This window comes from Methylobacter sp. BlB1, assembly GCF_015476545.1.
In the GTDB taxonomy this organism is placed as follows: Bacteria; Pseudomonadota; Gammaproteobacteria; order Methylococcales; family Methylomonadaceae; genus Methylobacter.
The window spans coordinates 108,486-129,838 of record NZ_JADMKV010000001.1 but is presented as its reverse complement, the minus strand read 5'-3'; the positions used below and the strand labels follow the sequence as shown (position 1 = coordinate 129,838).

Below are 21,353 nucleotides of genomic sequence, written 5' to 3'. Positions count from 1 at the left end.
AATTATGGCTAATACAGCACAAGCTAAAAAGCGTGCGCGACAAGCGGAAAAAAGCCGTATTCGCAACGCAGGACAACGCAGCAATTTACGCACGTTCGTAAAAAAAGTTATTGCCGCAGTTAACGCGGGCGACAAAGAAAAAGCGCAAGCCGCCTTCAAGACCGTTGTGCCCATTATCGATTCAGCAGTAAACAAAGGCCTTATCCACAAGAATAAAGCCTCACGCAGCAAAAGCAGACTGAATTCAAAAGTAAAATCTATCGCTTAATAAAAGCTTTAGTCTTACTAAATAAAAAGGCCGAACTCCCACGAGTTGCGGCCTTTTTATTTGGCCGCCTTACAGCAGCACCATATTATCGCGGTGCATCATTTCCGAATCATCGGCATAGCCAAGAATAGCTTCAAATTCGGAACTGCTCTTGCCGGCAATCAACTCTGCGTCCGCCCTGCCATAATTGACAAGCCCCCGGGCGATTTCCTGACCGCTTTCATCCACACACGAAACCAGCTCGCCGCGTTCAAACCGGCCCGACACTGATTTAACACCAACAGCCAGCAAGCTCTTGCCGTCACTTTTTAAAACCCTGACTGCGCCTGCATCAAGAACCAGCTTTCCTTTGACCTGCAACTGCCCGGCAAGCCAGCGCTTTCTGGCCGCCAAAGGCTCTATGTCCGGCAATAAATACGTCCCCAGATTAGCCCCGGCAATCACCGACGTAATCACATCCTCAACAACACCTGCCGCAATCACGGTAGCAGCCCCCGACCTGGACGCCAGGCGCGCCGCACGAACCTTGGTAAACATGCCGCCTCGCCCCAACCCACTACGGCTTTCGCCAGCCACCACATCCAAACGACTGTCATTAACACTGATCTCGGAGATCAGCTCTGCCTCAGGATACAGACTGGGATCGGCCGTAAACAACCCTTTCTGGTCCGTCAGAATGATCAGCAGATCCGCCTCCACCAGATTCGCCACCAAGGCGCCCAGCGTATCGTTATCACCGAAGCGGATTTCTTCGGTTGCGACCGTATCATTTTCATTAATGACCGGCACGACACCCATCTTGATCAGCGTCAGCAGAGTGCTTCTGGCATTCAAATAGCGCTGACGATCCGATAAATCATCGTGCGTCAGCAGCACTTGCGCCGCATGCAGTCCGTGTTGCTGAAAATTATCGTCAAAAACGCGCACTAACCCCATCTGACCGACCGATGCCGCCGCCTGCAGCTCATGCAATGTTTTAGGCCTTGTTTTCCAGCCTAGACGACACATGCCTTCAGCCACCGAACCCGAGGAAACCAGCAGCACTTCAATTGACTGCCGCCTTAGCGCAGCCATTTGCCTAACCCAAGCCGCAATAGCCGGCTTATTGAGGCCTCGGCCGCCATCCGTCAACAAAGAACTGCCTATTTTGACGACAATTCGTTTGGCTTTCGCAAAATCACTCCTGCTCACTTTCTTCTCGCCGATGCTGTTCCAAAAATTCCATGATGGCAAACATTAATTCTCTAGTACCATCCCCGTTAATTGCCGAGATTTTAAAGACCGGCCCCGACCAGCCAAGCTCATCAATAATTGCCTGGCAATGCTCACCCACTTCCTCATCAAGCAACCTGTCTACTTTATTGAGCACCAGCCAACGCGGCTTATGCGCCAAATCATCGCTCCATTTCTCGACTTCACGGATAATCTTGCGCGCCGCCTCAACCGGCAAATCCGAACTTTCATAAGGCTCAACATCAACCAGATGCAACAACAGGCGCGTCCGCGACAAGTGCTTGAGAAACTGCAAACCCAGCCCCGCACCTTCAGCCGCCCCTTCAATCACACCCGGAATATCGGCAATCACAAAACTGCGCAGATCATCAATCCTGACCACGCCAAGATTAGGATGCAACGTAGTAAACGGATAATCAGCGACCTTAGGCCGAGCTGACGATACGGCACGGATCAAGCTGGATTTTCCCGCATTAGGCATACCAAGCAAGCCGACATCGGCAATCAGCGTCAACTCCAAATGCAGCCTGCGATGCTCGCCCTCAGTACCTTTGCTGGCATATTGCGGAGCGCGGTTAACGCTGCTTTTAAAACGGGTATTGCCGAGCCCATGAAAGCCGCCTTTGGCCACCAGCAGCGTCTGGCCGACTTCGGTCAGATCCCCCATCTCCTCACCCGTTTCCGCATCGGAGACACGCGTGCCCAAAGGCACCTGCACATAGCAATCATCACCTTTTTTACCCGTGCAATTGCGAGCCATGCCATTCTCGCCGCGCTGCGCCCTGTGCACTGAGTGATAGCGAAAATCAACCAGCGTATTTACATTTTCAGCCGCAACCAGATAGACACTGCCGCCATCGCCGCCATCGCCGCCATCAGGCCCGCCTAACGGCACATATTTCTCGCGACGGAAGCCGACCTTGCCATTGCCGCCATCACCCGCTTCTACACGAATTTCCGCCTCATCAACAAATTTCATAAATCACGCCGCCGCATTTAAAAACTTACTTACCGATAAAAACAAAAAAAGCCCCACTATTAACGAGCGGAGCTTTTTTAGACAACCATACTACCGCTCTGTGCGGCTTGTAAGTTTTATGCAGCAACTACACTGACAAATTTACGGCCGTTAGGACCTTTAACCTGAAAAAGCACTTTACCGTCAGTTGTTGCAAACAATGTATGATCTTTTCCGCAACCGACATTGTCGCCTGCGTGAAAATGCGTTCCACGTTGGCGCACAATAATGCTGCCCGCCGTCACAACTTGACCGCCAAAACGTTTAACACCCAATCTTTTTGCATTAGAGTCGCGTCCGTTACGCGTACTACCGCCCGCTTTCTTATGAGCCATCTGTAACTCCTAAATATTAAGCAGAAATGCCAGTAATCTGGACTTCTGTATAGTATTGACGATGCCCCATGTGTTTCATATGGTGCTTACGTCTTCTGAATTTAATAATCTTAACTTTTTTATGCCGACCTTGAGACAAAACAGTCGCTGTCACTTTGCCGCCTTCGATGAAAGGCAAGCCAACTTTAACATCACCGCCTGACTGAACCATCAGCACTTTATCGAATTCAATGCTGTCGCCTGTTCCAAGCTCAAGTTTTTCTATTTTTAAGGTCGTACCTTCTTCTACTCGGTACTGTTTACCACCTGTTTGAATTACCGCATACATCTGCGCAAGCTCCATCAAGCATTAATCTGTTTAAAGTGAACAGACAATTTTATTTTTAAAACTAAGTCAAGTCAAATTTAAAATCAACCGACCCCTAATATTCTCGCAATAAAATAACACAAGAAGGCTATTGACACCACTATAGTTTATTCAATAGCATGGGCGATTAACTTTGTATTAAGTTATAATAGCTTAACGGCTTTGTATTTCATAGCTATCATCATGAAAAATAACCTAAACACGCAGCACTAAATAATGGCATCACAATCCACATCGAACGCATCAGCGCCCATTGATTTTAATTCGATCAAGAATTTAACCATCTCTGAAGCCAAGGCGGTCGACCAGCTCATCATTAACGAGTTAAGTTCCGATGTTATCCTGATCAATCAGGTCGGCCATTATATTATCGGCAACGGCGGCAAAAGACTGCGCCCGATGCTGCTGCTGCTTGCAGCCAAGGCTTTGGGCGATGTCAATAGCAATCATCTGGTGCTCGCCGCCGTCATTGAATTCATCCATACCGCGACACTGCTGCACGATGACGTGGTTGACGATTCAGACCGCCGGCGCGGTAAAGAGTCGGCCAATGCGGTCTGGGGCAATGCCGCCAGCGTCCTGGTCGGCGATTACCTCTACTCCAGCGCCTTTGAAATGATGGTGCGCACGGGCAATATGCGCGTTATGGAAATTCTGTCCAAAACGACAACCGCCATTGCCGAAGGCGAGGTTCTTCAGCTTTTGAACTGCAATAACCCCGAAACCACCGAAGAAAAATATCTCGAAGTCATCTCCAGAAAAACCGCCATCCTGTTCAGCGCCGCAACCCGATTGGGCGCCGTTATCTCCAATGCTTCCGAAGAAGTGGAGGAGGGCTTGGCCAAGTACGGCCAACATCTCGGCATCGCTTTTCAACTTATCGACGATGCGCTGGATTACAAGGCCAATCAGGAGGAATTAGGCAAGAATCTCGGCGACGACCTGGCCGAAGGCAAACCGACTTTGCCATTGATTTATGCCATTCAGCACGGCGATGACAGTGAAGCCAGCATCGTGATCGATGCGGTCAAGAACGGCAATCGTGATGCCTTCAGTGAAGTTTATGCCGTCGTAAAGAGCACTAAAGCGATTGATTATACCGAGCAGCGCGCCGATGAAGAAGCGCAAAAAGCGATCGATGCATTAAGCATCCTGCCCGATTCGGAATACAAAAACGCACTGATTCTATTGGCTAAGTTTTCCGTTCAACGCAATTATTAATGCCAGAAATGGCAGGGCTGTGCTTAGCTTCTAAGCACAGCGTCGGCGCATACAGCCTATCAATCTTATAGATCAGATTTGAATTTATCGACCAGACCGGTGATACGTTCAACCCTCCGACCAACAGTCGCCACGAACACTGCCTCATCAGCTACCAGTTTGACCGTTTTTCTGGCCCGGGTGATAGCCGTGTAAAGCAATTCCTTCGTCAACACTGGATTAACCCCATCAGGCAAAGCAATCAGCACCTCCTCGAACTCAGAGCCCTGGCTTTTGTGTATCGTCATCGCAAACACGGTCTCGCAATGCGGCACGCGCGCGGGCAGATATTTTTTGACGCTGCCATCGGCCCGCTGGAAGAACACCATCAGTTTTCCTTCCTGATCATTGTCAGGCAGACAGATACCGATATCGCCATTGTAAAGCTGCAAGGCAGGATTGTTCTGCGTGACCATGATTGGCCGCCCGACATACCAAAGCCCAGATACATTGATCAATTTTTGCGCAACGAGTTTTTGCTCGACCAGATGATTGATCTCGGCGACGCTGTTTTTGCCATGCCGGTTGGCGCATAGCACCTGAAAGTGACTGAAGGCGCGATAGATTTCGTCAAAGGACGCTGCGGCCTTGATCAGTCGCAGATAGTCGGTCTGTCTCCCCGCCACATAATCGACAGGATCCTGGTCCAGCAGCGTTATATTTTTATCCCCACTCTGCAGCGCCTGCCAGGCGACATCAGCCTGCTGCTGATTTACGGCGGTCGCCAACTTCTTGATGTTCTCGTCAAACCGGTGCGATTTCTTCAGTTCCAGCGTGCAGTCCGGCAAAATCGCCGTCAGATCAGCCAGCACGGCTCCCGATTCGACCGAAGCAAGCTGATCCTTATCGCCAAGCAAAATCAGGCCGGCGCCGGGCTTTAGCGCATCGGCCAGCTTGCTCATCAGCGCCAGATCGACCATGGACGCCTCATCGACCACAACCAGATCATGAATCAACGGCTTGTCGGCATTATGGCGAAAATATGGAGACGGCGGCATGGCGCCCAGCAAGCGGTGCAGTGTTGTCACTTTTTCAGGAATGAGCCGCTTGACGGACTCATCACATGGCAGCGACGCTTTGTTAATGCCTATCGATTCCTGCAGACGCATGGCCGCCTTGCCAGTCGGTGCCGCCAAGGCGATATGCAGAGGCTCTGAGGCCAGTTCCTGCATTAAGGCCAGAATCCTGACCACCGTCGTCGTCTTGCCCGTACCGGGTCCTCCGGTAATAATGCAAAATCCCCGCGTAAGCGCCATCTTAGCAGCCTCTCGCTGCCAGTCGATTTCATCGGACAGCGCTGGAAAATAACGGTCCAGCGCGGCCTCGAGGCCTTCTATAGATGGCTTTGCCTGCGCCATCGCCTTGATCTGTTTTGCCAACCGGCTCTCATAATCCCAATAACGATGCAGATACAGACGGTTGTGCTCAAGCACCAGAGGCAGCGTCCCGGCAGCTTGGCCTGATACGGCCGCCAACCCCGAAGCCCGCACCAATGCGCAGTCGCTTTCTGCCAGTTGAATGCAGCTGTGACCCTGGCTTTGCTCATGCGACAACTGCCTGACCAGGCTTTCAAACAGTGGCTTTTCCTCAGTGCTGAGCTTGCACCGCTGCCCCAGAAAACGGGCGAAAGCACTATCCAGCCGGCTATAGACTCTTTCCTGATCCTGCATCTTATTCTCCGAACAATGCGGCCAAGGCCTCGATCCTGGCCAGATCCGGCCGGTCCTGATAAACCCCGCTCATGGCCTGCTCAGGCTGCATGCCGCGCACAAATAAGTAACGGACGCCGCCGAAGTGACGCTGATAACTGTAATCCGGCAGGCGTTTTTGCAGATAGCGATGCAGCACCACGGTATAAATCCAGTATTGCAGCCCATAATTATGCTCGAGCATGGCCTGGGCCAGGGTTTCATTCTCATAATCGGCAAGGCTGTTGGTCTTGTAGTCCATGATGTAATAAAGGCCGTCATGCTCACAGACCAGATCGATAAAACCGGTCAGATAGCCGCACATCTGCTTGCTGTTCAATGGCTGAAAAACCGGCGTATCGAGAAGGATTTTATTGATCCGGCTAACGTCGACCGGCTGCATGGACAAATAGAACGGCATCTCTTTCAGGCAGCGGCTTTCTTTCAGGTTCATCAGACAGAAAGACGCATCCATATCGGACAGCGGCGTCGTGACGACGGCTTGCAGCAACTCATCAATCAGCTCCGGCGTTTCCAGCCTGAGGCCGTAACGCTGGCAGGCCTGATTGCGCAGTTTCGAGATATCCTTGCGCCGGGCCAGATCGGCAAACGCCACATTCTCCAGCAGCTCGTGCACGACATTGCCGGTATGCGCGCCGCGCGGCAATGCCAGCTTGTCCTTTTCGGGCTCCGGATGCTGCACCTCGCCGGCCTTGTCTTCAGGCAACTCAGGCGCATCGTGCAGTCTTAAATTTGACAAGGCTGTATAACTGCTCATTTGCCAGCTCGTATATAACGGCCTTTTCCGTTTTTTGGGGAGCAAATCGCACGGCGCAAGCCGCCGCTGATAACTGCCGGCTGTCAGGCACGGCAGTTCCAGTAATCGATAGTCAAACGAACTCGACTGGCATAAGGCGACAAATTTTGCCTGCTGCGCAGCAAAGTCGGCATCGGCAAAATCCAGCAGCCAGGCCATGGCCGAATCATTGGCGGCTTTCTCTGACCTGACATCGGCCCAGGCGATGTAGCAGCGCGATTTGGCCCGCGTCACGGCCACGTAAAACACGCGCAGATCCTCGGCCAGCTCTTCGGCCAGCGCCAGCGCCTTGCGCCGTTCGAAATCCTTCGAGCCCAGATCGACGGTCACCCGGCCGCTGTCATGGCATTTGATCAGCCGCGTTTCGCTGCTCAACCGGCCGCTGCGCTGCCACAGATAAGGGCAGAAAATGACCGAATACTCCAGCCCTTTGGAGCGGTGCATGGTGATGATTTTGACCGCTTCCTCGTCGCTCTCGAGCCGCAACTGCTGGTCATCGGCGCTGCTTTTGTCCTGCTCCGCCTTGGTAATGGCCGCTTGCAGCCAATCCAGCGTTTTATTGATGCCCAGATGCTCATCGACGGCAGCCTGCTGCACCAGCTCGATCAAGTGATGCAGATTGGTCAGACGCCTTTCGGCCATAACCGTGGTGGATAGGTGAGTCCGGATGGCCTCCTGCGCCAGCAGATGCTGCATCATGACCATCAGGCCTTTTTGCTGCCAGTCCTGGTAATAGCCCAGAAAACGCGCCATGCGCGCATCCAGCTCCGTCTCGCTGTTGACCAGCTCATAAAGCGCCCGACCGTCCAGGCCGAACCAGTTCAAGGCCAGCGCCTGCTTGAGCAGGGCCATTTCGCCCGGATGCGCCACAGCCTGCAACAACACATATAAATCCAGGGCTTCCCGTGAGGCAAAAACAGATTCGGTGCTGTTCAATACCGATGGCACGCCCACACTGCGCAACGCCGTTTGATAATCGCGGGCCTGCGTATTGGTCCGCACCAGAATCGCGATATCTCTGGGTTCGAGCTTGCCGGCCATAACATCGTCATTGATTTTCCTGGCCAGCGTATAATCGCCGCTCAGCAATTGCAGAATTTCATTGACGGCCGCGTTTCTGATCTCATCGGCCGCCTTGCCGGCGGTCCAGTAGCCCGATTTGGCATCGCTTGGCGGCAACTGCCACAACACCATCGGCGCGAGAGCCCGATCGGCTTGGTACAGTGTCCGCTCTGCCGCCGGCACGGCCGCCGCTACGGCATTGAACGCCAGATCCTCGAGCAGAAATGCCCGCTCGCGCTTGAACAACGTGTTTACGGCATCGACCAGCTCGGGGTGCGAACGCCAGTTCCTGCCCAGCGTGAACTGATGCCGAGCCTGTTTTTGCGCCGCCAGATAGGAGTAAATATCGGCGCCGCGGAATTTGTAGATCGCCTGCTTGGGATCGCCGATCAGATACAGGTAATGATCAGGCGATGCAAACAGCGACGAGAAAATAAACCATTGGTCCTGATCGGTATCCTGGAATTCATCGATCAGCGCGACTTTGAAGCGCTGCCGGAGTTCGGCGATCAACAGCTCGCCTTTATCGCCATGCAGAGCTTCCGACAGGCGCGTGATCAGATCGTCGAACGACATGACATTCATCTGCCGTAGCCGCTTGTCCAGTTCCAGGTGCAAGGTTTCCAGCAGGCTCCGGCGCAAGGTCAGAGTAATAACGCCCTCCGCCTCGGCCAGCGCATTGAAAGGCGCGGTATCGATCGCCAGGTCGGCCAGATAGCCGGCCTTCTTATCGCCTCTTAGCTTGCGGCCGTCCAGCCCTTCCATGAGCCCGTCTTCGGTCAGAACCGCCAGAGTCTCGGCATCGGGCAGCTGCGCCGTCCTGCCGTGCAGCCAATCGCTGAGCGCCTGGATATGCTGTTCAAAGCTATCGCAATAACTCGACTTGAACTTACCGTCGGCGAAGCTGTTTCTCATAACCTCCACACAAGCATCCAGCGCATCCCTGGCGGACGCGGCCAACTGCCTTAATTCGGCCAATTGATTATCCAGACAAGCGCCTGACGGATAAATGTCGACATGAGCCGGAATGAAATCGACGCTGGCCAGCAGCTCGTGCGGCGTTTTATAGTCCGCAGTCAGCACGGAAACTTCCCAAGCGGAACGTTTGTAGATCTGCCGGCGCCAGAAATCGTCTGCGCAGGCTTGCTTAATGTCGGCCAGGTCGCTGGTCAATTCGGCGTCGAACAACTGCCCGCTTTCCAGCGCATGCTCTTTCAGGATACGCTGGCAGAAACCATGTATCGTGAAGATGCCGGCCTGATCGATATCCAGCAATGCCCGCTCCAGGCGCTGCCTGACCAATTCTGGCTCTATGTCGAGATTATCCAGCCACGCGACTACATTGCTGTCCACGTCATCGAAGCGTCCGTCCAGGACCCTTTTGGCTTCGGCCAGCCTGGCGCGCACACGCGATTTCAGCTCCTCAGTCGCCGCCTTGGTAAAGGTCACGACCAGCAGCTCTTCGATCTTCATGTCCTGCTCGACGACAAAACGCAGCACCAGCATGGCGATGGCATAGGTTTTGCCGGTCCCGGCGCTGGCTTCTATCAGATTGACGCCTTTGAGCAGTTCGGTTTGCACCGGGTTGAAATCATGCATTCTCATTATCCGATAATCACTGGCCATGCGTTGCCGCCCAGACATCCTGCAGCAGCGCCTGGCATTGCCGTTCGAACGACTCGCCCAGCACCCGCGCCATATCCTCGGCATTGTGGTAAAACCTTCTGAGCTCCGGCTCATAAGGCTGTTCAACGGCTCTGGCCAACTGTTCCATGGCCGTATCGAGCGCCGATTTGGTCGTGCGGCTGCTGGTATTCAACTTATGCGCCTGCCTGACGTAGGCCAGAGCCGGCTCGACAAAGAACGCATCAGGCTGCTGTTGGCCCAGCCGGTAAATCTCTATCAGTTCGGGCAGATATTCGGGTTGGCAATGTTCGGGCAGAAACAGCAGATCTTCATCGGTGCTGAGCAGACAGGTCGCCTGCGGCTCCAGACGATTGATGATCAGGTGATGCAGCCAGGCGTTGATGAAATCCTTGCCTTTCAGATCGGCGTAACGATAGAACAGGCTGCCATTCTGATAGCGGTTGCCCAGCTTGCCGATCAGGCGATAGCTGCCGACTTTGATGTCGACGGGCAAATCGTCCAAGGCCGGGCCCAGATTTTTCTGCTCGATGCGCTTGACGAACTCAGCGATCAATTTCTGCTGCCGTTCAAACTCGAGCTCGCCCGGACTGCCGGCCAGCCAGCGGCCCTGCGCCTGCAGTTTTTTCAGCGATGCGGAAGCGCCGCTTAACTGCTGCTGTATCCAGTCATGGTGGATGGCATAGCCGTCCAGCTTGCCGATTTCAAAGGGTTCGCGCTCTTCGGCCTTGGCTTCCATGCCGCCAAAGCGCAGATCCAGCTGCCGCCGCAGGAAATGGCGCTGCGGATGCTGGAAGAAGGCAAACAGATCGCCCAGATCGATCACCTCGCCGGCTTCGGCTTCAATAGCGCCCTGCCACCATAATTGCGGCTCCTGTCGGGCCGCCGACAAGGCCTTGGCCGTCGCGCAGTCGGCCGCCGAAAAGCTGAACAGCTCCGATGCGCCGTCGAAATAGCGCGGGCTGAACGGTTGCAAGGGATGCTTCGTTACTAGCTCGGTCAGCCCGTAACCGCCCTCGAGCACGTCGAGCAGTTCGCTGATGATGACGGATGGCGGAATGGCATCGTTCTGGCTGATCGACTGGCCGATATAGGTCATGATCAGGCGTTGCCGTGTCGACAGCAGGATTTCCAGAAACTGATAGCGGTCGTCCGCCCGGCGCGAACGGTCGCCCTTGCGGAAATGCTGGCCAAGCAAATCAAAAGTCGGGGCGCGGTCGATTTTGGGGAATTCGCCGTCATTCATGCCCAGCAGCGCAATGACCTTGAATGGGATCGAGCGCATCGGCAACATCGAGCAAAACGTCAACTGGCCACGCAAAAAGCCGTGCGAAGATTTGCGCTCGGACATCGTGCCTTCCAGCCAGCTGACGATGACTTGCAGCTCGACATCATCATTATGGACAGCCGCCACATCGGCCGATAATTCGACCAGCAGTTCGTTAAGCTGCTGGCGCTCAACCGGATCGGCGCCCTGCAACAGTTGATCGGCATAATAATAAAGCTGCGCACTCCAGGCTTTCAGCGTTTTAGCCTGCTTCAGTTCCGCGCTGGCTTGAAATGCCAGCTGCATGAATTCACACAGGCCGCCCAATGCCTGTGCCGATGAGCCTTCGATATCGCAGTAAGGCAGCACGTCATCGATAAAGTTGTCATCATCACCAACCGCATAGCCCATTAATAACCGATCCAGCGCCGCCTGCCAGGTATTTCCACCCGATTCGGGCAATCCCAGTTCCTGTCTGTGCTTAGACGATTTGCCCCAGCGTACTTCCGTGGCGCGCACCCAATGCTTGATCAGTTCCAGATCGGTTTCGGACAGTCCAAAGCCCGGATAGACCACCGGCTGTTCCAGCAGGTCCAGTACGCTTTGCCAGCCGAAACGGCTCTGGCTGAGATTCAGGAAGCGGATAAAAGCTTCCAGGGCATTGTTGCTCACGCGCAGGCTGCGGTCGGCGATGGCGTGCTGGATGTCGTCGAAGACGGCCGCGATGAACGGCTCATAGGCTTGAATGTCGGGCGCCATGACCACGATATCGCGCAGTTCCAGCGTCGGGTCCTGCTCCAGCGCCAGTAGCAGCTCGTTTTTCAGAACTTCGATCTCACGCATACGCGAATGGCAGGCATGGATACGGATCGAGTCGTCTCTCTGCAGCGCTCGCTTTTCCGGCGCATTATTCAGGATATCGTTTTGCAGTTGCTGCAGATTTGTGCGCGCGTCGTTGAGCTCAAAACTGGCTGGTTCGAAATCGAACTGCATCTGCTCCAGAATCATGTCCTGGAACTCGCGGCCCTGCTGGCCCAACGTTGACAGCAACGGGTGCCCGGTGAACGTTTCCGATCCGACGCGCTGACGCCTGCTTTCGATATCGGCCCAATACTCCCGTGCCGGATTCAGCAGAAAAAAATGCACATCGCAATGCCTGGACAGCGCCTGCAGATAGCTCAGAAACAAAGGCGGCATGGTATTGACGCCGAACACGGACACGCGCTCGGGCACGGCATCGCCGAAAGCATCTTCTCCGGCATTGTTCAAACGCTCGATCACATCCAGCCACAGCGAGCCACGGTGGCCGACGCCGATCTGCCCGGTGACCAGCAGCCAGAGCGCCCGTTGCCAGCGCTCCGTTTCGGACTGGTAAAGCAGTTTTCCCTGATGCCAGAGCTCCAGCATATCAGGCCGCATCATCTGGTACTGGTCGAAAATCTGCGCCAGCTGCTGCGCCAGTTGATAGCGTTTGACGGCGAGATTCTCCCCGGTCAGATACTGTTTTAACGCCTTGAATTCATGCCCAAAGGCATCATCCTGTAACCGGCGCAGCAAGGCTTCAAACCGCCAGAGCATGACGTTACGCTCGAAAACCGTATCGCTGAGCGACAGGTTGACCTTTTGAGCCAATGAGCTGAAAAAGCGGTTCGGAAACAGAAACTCATAGTTGCCCCAGACCTTGAATTCAGTCGCCAGTTGTTGTGACAGCCAGCGCTCCATGCCCTGGCTCTGGATCAGAAAAACTTCCTTGGCAAAAGGCGATGACAGCGGCGCGTTTCCGATCACAGCGCTCAGATGCGCCACCAGATTCTCGGTTTTATTGGAGCTGTGCAGGATGAACATGGGAATTTTTACCAGTCATGAATCCCGGCCATTATACACAGGCTGAGCCATATTCTGACTGTAAAACCGCCTTGCCATCAACACAATCAGATCGTGTCTTTTCGCGTAAGGCTTGGCGCGGCACGCCATATCGGCGTCCGCCTGATTTGACTCATCCTGCCGGTCTAGTGAAACCGGCCATAATGGCAACCGGCGAGGATGAGTAAAGTGAATTCTGAATAGTGCAGGACAACAAAATTTGCCCGCGCATCAGCTTAAGGTCTAAAACCACGAAGGACACGAAGCAACCATCTCGTTAAAAACTTCGTTCGCTTCGTGCTTAATTGACCTGCACTTTATAAGCCGAACAGCTAGCTAATCTTTCAGATTAACTAGCCCTTCAAGCAGAAGACGCACTTTCTGTTGAATGATGCGTGTGTTTTCAGGCCCCATGCGCAGCATTTGCTTGTGCACGGGACTTGCGTTTTCCAGCTCGCTGTCGGCGTATTTGTAAAGCACTCCAGGCTGCACAAGGGGAATGGGCGCATCTATGGCTGGCGCCGCCAGGATTTCCGCCCCGGCCTTGGCAAGAATATCTTCCAGCTTGTATTCCGCAGGATAGCCGAACTCGGCAAAGACCTGTACGAATAGCGGCCTGAACTTCTTGTAAACGGCCAGCGCCGCCTCGACATCCAGCGCACTGATCGCCGCCGCCAGCTTGTCATAGCGCTGATAGCTTTGCCGGCTCATGAACAGGTTCTCATCGGGAGCAAAACGCTCGCTAGGCTTGAGGAAACGCATATGCTTCTCAAGCCTCAAACCCTGCGAGAAATCGTTGGCGATTGTGATATATTTTCTGATCAGCTGGTCGGTATTGAGCCATTCGGCAAGCCCCGGCGAAATCCTGATCATGTCCTCGCGTATCTGTCCGTCACTATTGGCGAGATCCGGCAGGATAACCCCCTTTCCCTGTCGGGACTCTTCGGCAATGTCCGGCACGATGTCGGCATCGGGCGCCTCCATGTCTGGCCCTGTCGGAATCGGCGCCTTTTGTGCATCTGTTTTGGTATCGGAAACCGGCGGCAGCGCCAAAGGTTGCGTTTGCGTTTGCGGCTCAGTAATATCGGCAGGTCGCTGCAGATTGAAATAAAACCAGCCCATGCCCGCAGCGATAATCAAAACAAGCACCAGCCAAATCAGGATGTTGCTGGATTTTTTTGGTTTAGTTTGGCCGTATCGCCCCATAGTTAAGACCTTCTTTCAGTTGTGGGTTAGAATAATTGACAATTTTTTTAAAGTGCCCAAGAAGTCAGAATCGTGTATCAACAATACTTTCATTTTAGTGAATTACCGTTTTCGATAGCGCCTGATCCGCACTTCATGTTCATGAGCGCGCGCCATCAGGAAGGTCTGGCGCACCTGCTTTACGGCATCAATATGGGCGGCGGTTTCGTTGCCCTGACCGGTGAAGTCGGCACCGGCAAAACCACGCTGTGCCGATGCCTGTTGCAGCAGTTGCCCGTCAATGTCGATATCGCTTTGATCTTAAACCCAAAACTCAATGCCGTCGAATTATTGGCCACGATCTGTGATGAGCTGAGCATCGGCTATGACAAAAACCGGCAAACGCTGAAAGACTTCATCGACAAGATCAATCAATACCTGCTCACAGCCTATGCCAACGGCAGGCGCACCGTATTGCTGATCGATGAAGCCCAGAACCTGAGCCTGGAAGTTCTGGAGCAGGTCCGGCTGCTGACCAACCTGGAAACCAGCAAGACAAAACTGCTGCAAATCATTCTGGTCGGCCAGCCCGAACTGAAGCAGTTACTGAGCCAGAAGGACTTGCGCCAACTCAACCAGCGCATTACAGCCCGTTATCATTTGCTGCCGCTGTCGCTTGATGAAACACGGGCCTATATTCATCACCGCTTGGCCGTCTGCAACGGCAACCCCGACCTTTTCAAGGACCGCGCCGTTCGCAAAATTTATCAATTTTCCTCAGGCATTCCCAGGCTCATCAATATTCTCTGCGATCGCGCCTTGCTCGGCGCCTACGCGACCAATGCCCATGCCATTACGCCCGACATCATTACGCGAGCCGCCCGGGAGACGCTGGCGCTCAAAAGCCCTCATCGCCAAGCTAAAGCAGCGATAGCGCTGGCGCTTTTCGGCAGCATTGCCGCAGGCATTTATTTTTTCAGCCAGCATCAGCCTGCAGACCATCAGGCCAAGCTCGTATTGTCAGGCCAATTTCCGGCACCGGCTTCAAAGCCGGCCATAAAAAGCCCGCAACCGGCGCCCAAATCTGAACCCGTAGCGCCGAAAGCCGAAGCGAAGACTTTTAACGCCTGGCTTGAAAATCCGTCGCTGTCGCTGAACTCGGCCATGATCCAGGCGCTCAAAGCCTGGAAAAAAGCCGTGCCGGCCGATAACCGGGCCGATTGCCATTATATGGAAACGGTGGGCCTTCGCTGTCTGTTCGACAAGGCCAACTGGAAGGATATACTGGAACTCGACCGCCCTGCTATTTTGGAGTTCTCGTTAGCCAATGAGAAAAAACGCTATGCATTGCTAACCGGTGTCCGCAAGGGCCAGCCTGTCATCCGCTTTAATGACGATTTGACGTTTCCGCTGGCCGACGTACTGAGCTTATGGGACGGCTATTATCTGATGCTCTGGCAGCCGCCGCGCCCGGATATGGCGGAAATCGTCCCGCAGCAGACATCGGCCAACGTGCTCTGGCTGCGCCAGCAGTTAAGCGCCGTAACGGGAACCCGCACCAGTGTTAATGAGCCGATGTTCTTTGATGAGGCGCTTAAAAAGCAGGTGATTGACTTTCAGCGCCTGCATCATTTAACGGCTGACGGCATAGCGGGCGCCCGCACCCTGATTCACTTGGACAACAGCATCGGCGCCAAAGACTCGCCACACTTGGAGATCATGGATTAATATGTCTTATATCTTGAATGCACTGCGAAAATCAGAGCGGGAACGGCAAGCCATCGAGCCCGATACGGTAGCAAACAGAATCCTTATTCCCCAGCCGCCGCAACATCAGCGCTCCACCAAACTGATCGCCGCACTGATCATAAGCAACCTGATGATTCTGGCTTATTTCCTCTGGTTCACGCAGAAAACGCAGCCTGTCGTCGCCTTGCCGCCAGCCGATACGCAGCCCGCTGCGCCTATAGTTAAGCCGCCCGTAGCACCGCCGGCTGAAATAATGACGCCCAAGCCCGAAGCCAGACTGCCTGAACCTAAAGACGCATCGATTGCCGAGATCATCGAAGCCAGAACTGTGCCGGCCTCTCAGCCTCCGGCCAAACCTGTCGTTGCCAACAAACCCGTCGTTGAGCCTGTTAAACCGGCGGTTGCGCTGCCGAAGCCGGCCCCGCAAAAAGCCGAGCCGGTCAAAAACGCGGTCATTAATCCTGAGCCGTTGCCTGCCAAAATCAGTAAACCGGCGCCTGTAAAACCGATCGAGCCTGTCGTGACGGCTGTTGCCAAACCGGCCCCGGCCGCGCTGCCGGCAAAGGACGACCTGCCTTTCTTGAATGAGCTGCCTGCCGAATTTCGCCGCACGGTGCCTAAGTTGCCTATCAATGTCTTTGTCTATTCACCGGCGCCTGCCGAACGTTTTGTCATGATCGACATGGTCAAATATACACCGGGCCAACTCATCAAAGACCAGCTGGAACTCAAGGATATACGGCCCGACAGCCTTGTCGTCAATTACAACAATCGCCTGTTCAAAATCAAGCGCCCTTAAGACTTAACGCCTGTTTCGGATGCGCCTTTTTCTGGCGCCTCCAACAATGCATATTGCAAGGTGCGGATTCATTCGCACCTGAACCGTCCTGTCTTAGGCTTTGGCAGCCTTTTCAAGTAAAGCCCTGTTAAAGCCTCTGTCACAAAACCTTAAACAAACCTTCATTTTTTTGTCACAAAAGAGTTTTAGTCTTTGCCCCGAAGGCAGGAATTAATTCAAAAGGAAAATCCGCGATCGTTCGGCTCTGCGCCGACCGCGGCCGACTTTTGCAAAACGCCGAGAGGACAAGAAAATGAAACTGCTCTATTCGATACATAAGTACGATGTGTTCATGCTCATCTGGCTGATTAATGTCAAAATGCACGGCTCATTGGCAAAATTCAGCCGGTATGTTTCAAAGACCGGAGATGGACCGCTGTATCTATTGGTCGCCGGCTTGCTATATTGGCGGCAAGGTATTGAAAGCCCTCTGCTCCAGGCTATTTTTCTGGGCTTTTTGCTCGAAAGACCAATCTATTTCATAGTCAAAAACAGCCTCAAACGTAACCGTCCGGCCGCAGCACTGCAAAATTTCCATAGTGTCATCACGCCTTCTGATCAATTCAGCTTCCCATCCGGCCATACTTCCGCAGCCTTCATGATGGCGACGCTGATCGGCTATTTTTTTCCTGCCCTAATGATTCCGCTTTATTGCTGGGCGGCCCTGATTGGTTTCTCGCGCGTCGTGCTGGGTGTTCACTTCCCGACTGACACGCTGGTCGGCGCCATGCTGGGCATCAGCACGGCGCTTTTCAGTCTGGGGCAAATTATTCCATGAGAATTTTCTATGGCGTACAGGGCACCGGTAACGGCCACATCACTCGCGCACGCGTTATGGCGAAGGAACTTTATGCGGTCGGCATGGAGGTTAGTTTTCAGTTTACCGGCCGTCCTGCCGATAAATATTTCGAAATGGCGATATTCAACAACTATCAGGTGCGTACCGGCCTGACCTTTAATACCGACAAGGGCCAGGTCAATTACCTAAAGACCGCCTGCAAAGCCAAACCGCTGACTTTCATCAAGGACGTCAGGTCGCTGGATTTGAGCGCTTACGACTTGGTAATCAGCGATTTTGAGCCGGTTACTGCCTGGGCGGCAAAAAAACAAAAAAAGACCGTTTTAGGCATCGGTCATCAATATGCATTCAACCACAAAATCCCCAAGGCGGGTTCCAATCCTGTCGCCAAAGAGATCATGAAATATTTCGCGCCGGCCGATGTCGGCGTCGGCCTGCACTGGCACCATTTCGGCCAACCCATTCTGCCTCCCATTATCGACACGACCGGGACGCCCGCCAATACCATCAAGAATAAAATTATTGTTTATCTGCCTTTTGAAGACCAGCGCGAAGTCATCAGGCTATTATCGCCTTTCAGACAGTTTATCTTTCATGTCTATGCGCCGGAAACCGTGCAGTCTGAATTCGACCATATCATCTGCCATCCGCTCTCCCGCGAAGGCTTTCAGAAGAATTTACAGGATTGCGCCGGCATCATCAGCAATGCCGGCTTTGAACTCGCCAGCGAATCGCTGAGGCTAGGCAAAAAGATTCTGGCGAAACCGCTGCACGCGCAGATGGAGCAGATCTCCAATGCCGCCGCCTTGCAGCAGCTGGGTTACGGCTATGTCATGAACGATATGGACCCGGCGGTAATTGAGCGCTGGCTGCATGATGATCATGCCGTCCAGATCACTTATCCCAATACCGCCAGGATACTGGTTCAATGGATTCAGGACGGCATGCCGGAAATGGACAAGGCTTTTGTCGATGCCGTCTGGAACAAGGTGGAAGTGCTGCAGGTTCAATTGGGATAAAACCTATCTCTTCAGTTCAGCTACTTAACGATCAGGCTGTTATTGACCATTTTAACGCCGCTTACCGCTCTCGCCCGCTCAACTGCTTTGTTAGCGGCTTTTTCGGAATCGACAAAACCGCTCAGTTGTACGACCCCTTTAAATGTCTTCACGTTAATATCCAGCACTTCCAGGCTTGGGTCATTGAATATGGCCGTTTTTACTTTGGTCGTAAGCACAGCATCGTCAAGATACTCGCCGGTGCTTTCATGCCTTCTGCTTCCCGCACAGCCGGCAAGCGATAACACCAATAATACAACTGATAAAAAACGTATTATCAAACTGAATTGATTCATCATATGTTTATATAACGTCGATAAATAGATAGGGTTTTAGCCGTTAATTATAACCCGCATTAATTAAGATATTATTTCATATACTATAAAAATATCGCCCAGCGTTTCATTTCCATGTTTTTCATAAATGAGCCGGAAATTTTAATTAGGCTTATTGTCTCTGTAAAAAGCATATTTTAATAAAAACAAATCTTACGGCCTTTAAACTATTTTTTTAACCATGGAATCCCTCGACAAACGCCATTCCGAGCAGTTTCTTCAGCAGCACCTGCAGCGCGTCATCACTTTGCTGGAAAAACAGCATCGGGAAGAATCATTGGTGCAAAAAGGCCCTGCAAGCCGGCAGGCGTTAGTCGAGATCGCCCGGCACAAGCAGCAGCAGGCCCTTTTACAGGAAGCGTTTGCCCAGCTTCATCCTGCCGACATCGCCTATATTCTTGAGTCGCTGCCGCTGGATCAGCGCCGTACAGCCTGGAACGCTATCAGAACCGATATTGACGGGCAAGTGCTGCTGGAAGTCTCCGATGCGGTGCGGCAAACGCTGATTGCAGACATGGGGCCCGAAGAGCTGGCCATCGTCGCCGGCAAGCTGGAAAGCGACGAGATCGCGGACCTTGCTGCCGACCTGCCTCAAAATGCCATACAGCGCATTCTGAAGTCTCTTAATCGCAAAAAACGCAAGGATCTGGATGCGGTTCTGGCCTGCCGGGAAGATCAAGTCGGCTCGCGCATGGATTTTGGCACAATCAAGATCCAGGACGATCTGACCCTGAAAGCCATAGCCGACTATATCCGCAAGCGCGGCAAACTGCCGGGCCATACCGACAAATTGTTCGTCGTGGACCAAAGCAATAAAATAAAAGGCGTTTTGCCGCTGCAGCGATTATTGACCCATCCGCCCAGCCAGCAAGTAGCGGACATTATGGTGACCGATTTTATCGCTTTTTCAGTCGATCAAAATCTCACCGAAGCCGCCCGGGCTTTCGAGCGTTACGACCTTGTCTCGGCGCCGGTCGTCGACCATGATGACCGATTGCTGGGCCGGCTTTGCGTCGACAGCATCGTCGATTATATCCGAGAGGAAACGGACGAAGACCTGCTGATTCAGGCCGGCGTCGAGGAAGAGGAGGATATATTTTCCAGTGTCTGGAAGAGCGCCAAAAACCGCTGGGGCTGGCTGCTGATCAATATCGCCACGGCCTTTGCCGCAACGCGCATCATCGGCCTATTCGAAGACACGATTCTGCATCTGGTGGCGCTGGCCTCGCTGATGCCGATCATCGCCTCGACAGGCGGCAATACCGGCAACCAAACCAGTATGCTGATCATCCGCTCACTGGCGCTTGGGCAGATTACCCGGGCCAATGTCCGTCATCTGATCATGAAGGAACTGAGCCTCGCCATCTTGAACGGCACGCTGCTGGGCAGCCTGGTCGGCGGACTGGTCTGGCTGTTCTATCAGAATCAGGACCTTGCCCTGGTCATGGGCATCGCCATGTTTATCAACCTGCAAGTCGCCGTCTTCGTCGGCCTCGGCATCCCTTTGCTGCGCCACAAGTTCGATAAGGACCCCGCAGTCGGCACCAGCGTCATGCTTACTTTCATCACTGATGCCATGGGTTTTTTTATTTTCCTGGGGCTGGCCAGCGTATTCCTGCTGGACCGGCCTTGAGCCGGACTCCCAGCGATTCCAAAGCCGCCTTTGTTATTTCTATACTTTTCCGACCAGATCGGCGACCACGTCATGCAGACCGCCGGTCACGGCGGCCAGAAACCCGTAATCCAGGCGTTCGATGGTATCCTTGGACTTATGGTAATAAGGATAGCGCAACGGGGCTGTATCCGTGACCATGATCGCCGGATAGTCCTCCTTCCAGAAGGACCAATGATCCGAACTCCAGGCGCCGGGAAAATTGGACGGCAGCGTGAACGTTTCGCAAGGAACCGATGCATTTCGCCGGAACGACTGCGCGGCGTCAGCAAGGAGTTCACGCGAACGGCGATTGCCGACCAGCGCGATAAAATTGCCGCGGGCCGGAGCAAACAGTCCGAACAGCGACAGATGCTGGCTGCCAAATTTTTCGGACCGGTAGGCGATTGTTTCAAGGCAGATCATGCCAACCACGCTCTCGCCGCGCTCACGGCAACGCGCGGCGTACACCCGGCTGCCCATCTGCCGGGTCCGCAGGAACGGTTTCTCTTCATTGGTGAAGGCGACAAAGCGCAGCGTACGGCCAATCGTCTCATGCGCGAACGCACGGGCCAGCGCGAGCAGCGCGGCGATCCCGGAACCGTTGTCGTTAGCCCCCGGCGACCGGCGATGCGTATCATAGTGAGCCCCCACAATAATCACCTCTTCCGGAGCAATAAGGCCGCGCACTTCGACTTCGATATTGGCGAATAATCTTCCCTTCGCCTCGTACTCCTGCCGCGCGGGAGTATAGCCCGCTTCGCGCAGCCATTGTTCAATGAGTCCTGCGGCCTCAACCAGCTGCGGATAATGGTAGACGTTGCGCGCACCGATATCACGGGCAAGCCGTCCGATGTCTTCGCGCAGTCTTGCAGTGTACTGATCTGATGCCGTCATGTTAGAAGTCCCTCCTAGT

The 21,353-nt window shown here is 53.7% G+C and carries 17 protein-coding genes; 7 read left to right on the top strand and 10 right to left on the bottom strand.

What is annotated here, in order from left to right; genetic code table 11:
* The first annotated feature begins 4 nt into the window (after positions 1-4).
* Positions 5-268, top strand: coding sequence for a 30S ribosomal protein S20 (gene rpsT, locus IT781_RS00595; RefSeq protein ID WP_027159061.1), 264 nt, complete (start codon positions 5-7; stop codon positions 266-268).
* 69 nt (positions 269-337) lie between these two features.
* Here the strand turns inward: rpsT and proB are convergent, their stop codons facing one another.
* The 4 genes from proB to rplU all read right to left on the bottom strand — a co-directional run bounded on the left by proB (position 338) and on the right by rplU (position 3,182).
* Positions 338-1,459: a glutamate 5-kinase gene (gene proB / locus IT781_RS00590; RefSeq protein ID WP_194968182.1), complete on the bottom strand. Its 1,122-nt coding sequence runs from the start codon at positions 1,457-1,459 to the stop codon at positions 338-340.
* Positions 1,446-2,480 carry an Obg family GTPase CgtA gene (gene cgtA / locus IT781_RS00585; RefSeq protein ID WP_194968181.1) on the bottom strand — a complete coding sequence of 345 codons (1,035 nt, stop codon included), beginning with the start codon at positions 2,478-2,480 and terminating at the stop codon, positions 1,446-1,448. Before cgtA ends, proB begins: the two co-directional genes overlap by 14 nt.
* A 116-nt stretch (positions 2,481-2,596) precedes the next feature.
* Positions 2,597-2,854, bottom strand: a complete 258-nt coding sequence (rpmA, locus tag IT781_RS00580; RefSeq protein ID WP_194968180.1) for a 50S ribosomal protein L27 — start codon at positions 2,852-2,854, stop codon at positions 2,597-2,599.
* 16 nt (positions 2,855-2,870) lie between these two features.
* Positions 2,871-3,182: a 50S ribosomal protein L21 gene (gene rplU, locus IT781_RS00575; protein ID WP_027159057.1), complete on the bottom strand. Its 312-nt coding sequence runs from the start codon at positions 3,180-3,182 to the stop codon at positions 2,871-2,873.
* Between the two features lie 255 nt (positions 3,183-3,437).
* Here rplU and ispB point away from each other — a divergent pair, with 255 nt between their 5' ends.
* Positions 3,438-4,442, top strand: coding sequence for an octaprenyl diphosphate synthase (ispB, locus tag IT781_RS00570; RefSeq protein WP_194968179.1), 1,005 nt, complete (start codon positions 3,438-3,440; stop codon positions 4,440-4,442).
* 65 nt (positions 4,443-4,507) lie between these two features.
* Here ispB and recD read toward each other — a convergent pair whose 3' ends face one another.
* The 4 genes from recD to IT781_RS00550 all read right to left on the bottom strand — a co-directional run bounded on the left by recD (position 4,508) and on the right by IT781_RS00550 (position 14,028).
* A complete protein-coding gene (gene recD / locus IT781_RS00565; RefSeq protein ID WP_194968178.1) occupies positions 4,508-6,151 on the bottom strand; it encodes an exodeoxyribonuclease V subunit alpha in 1,644 nt (547 codons plus the stop codon).
* A 1-nt stretch (position 6,152) separates the two neighbouring features.
* Positions 6,153-9,647, bottom strand: a complete 3,495-nt coding sequence (recB, locus tag IT781_RS00560) for an exodeoxyribonuclease V subunit beta (protein ID WP_194968177.1) — start codon at positions 9,645-9,647, stop codon at positions 6,153-6,155.
* Between the two features lie 16 nt (positions 9,648-9,663).
* Positions 9,664-12,804 (bottom strand): exodeoxyribonuclease V subunit gamma, encoded by a 3,141-nt coding sequence (recC, locus tag IT781_RS00555; RefSeq protein ID WP_194968176.1) that lies wholly within the window; start codon positions 12,802-12,804, stop codon positions 9,664-9,666.
* A 354-nt stretch (positions 12,805-13,158) separates the two neighbouring features.
* The gene (locus tag IT781_RS00550) at positions 13,159-14,028 is read right to left on the bottom strand and encodes a DUF3014 domain-containing protein (protein ID WP_228778829.1); all 870 of its coding nucleotides are present in this window, start codon (positions 14,026-14,028) and stop codon (positions 13,159-13,161) included.
* A gap of 72 nt (positions 14,029-14,100) precedes the next feature.
* Here IT781_RS00550 and IT781_RS00545 point away from each other — a divergent pair, with 72 nt between their 5' ends.
* The 4 genes from IT781_RS00545 (at position 14,101) to IT781_RS00530 (ending at position 18,412) form a co-directional block, all read left to right on the top strand.
* Positions 14,101-15,735: an ExeA family protein gene (locus IT781_RS00545; protein ID WP_194968175.1), complete on the top strand. Its 1,635-nt coding sequence runs from the start codon at positions 14,101-14,103 to the stop codon at positions 15,733-15,735.
* Between the two features lies 1 nt (position 15,736).
* Positions 15,737-16,555 (top strand): general secretion pathway protein GspB, encoded by an 819-nt coding sequence (locus IT781_RS00540; RefSeq protein WP_194968174.1) that lies wholly within the window; start codon positions 15,737-15,739, stop codon positions 16,553-16,555.
* 292 nt (positions 16,556-16,847) lie between these two features.
* On the top strand, positions 16,848-17,372 hold the full coding sequence (locus tag IT781_RS00535; RefSeq protein WP_194968173.1) for a phosphatase PAP2 family protein: 525 nt from the start codon (positions 16,848-16,850) through the stop codon (positions 17,370-17,372).
* Positions 17,369-18,412, top strand: a complete 1,044-nt coding sequence (locus IT781_RS00530; RefSeq protein WP_194968172.1) for an MJ1255/VC2487 family glycosyltransferase — start codon at positions 17,369-17,371, stop codon at positions 18,410-18,412. The genes IT781_RS00535 and IT781_RS00530 overlap by 4 nt, the downstream gene beginning before the upstream one ends.
* 20 nt (positions 18,413-18,432) lie before the next feature.
* Here IT781_RS00530 and IT781_RS00525 read toward each other — a convergent pair whose 3' ends face one another.
* Positions 18,433-18,747, bottom strand: coding sequence for a BON domain-containing protein (locus IT781_RS00525; protein ID WP_370526869.1), 315 nt, complete (start codon positions 18,745-18,747; stop codon positions 18,433-18,435).
* A gap of 220 nt (positions 18,748-18,967) precedes the next feature.
* Between IT781_RS00525 and mgtE the strand changes: the two genes are divergently transcribed.
* On the top strand, positions 18,968-20,419 hold the full coding sequence (mgtE, locus tag IT781_RS00520) for a magnesium transporter (protein ID WP_194968170.1): 1,452 nt from the start codon (positions 18,968-18,970) through the stop codon (positions 20,417-20,419).
* 39 nt (positions 20,420-20,458) lie between these two features.
* Here the strand turns inward: mgtE and IT781_RS00515 are convergent, their stop codons facing one another.
* Positions 20,459-21,334, bottom strand: a complete 876-nt coding sequence (locus tag IT781_RS00515; RefSeq protein WP_194968169.1) for a M28 family peptidase — start codon at positions 21,332-21,334, stop codon at positions 20,459-20,461.
* Positions 21,335-21,353 lie beyond the last annotated feature (19 nt).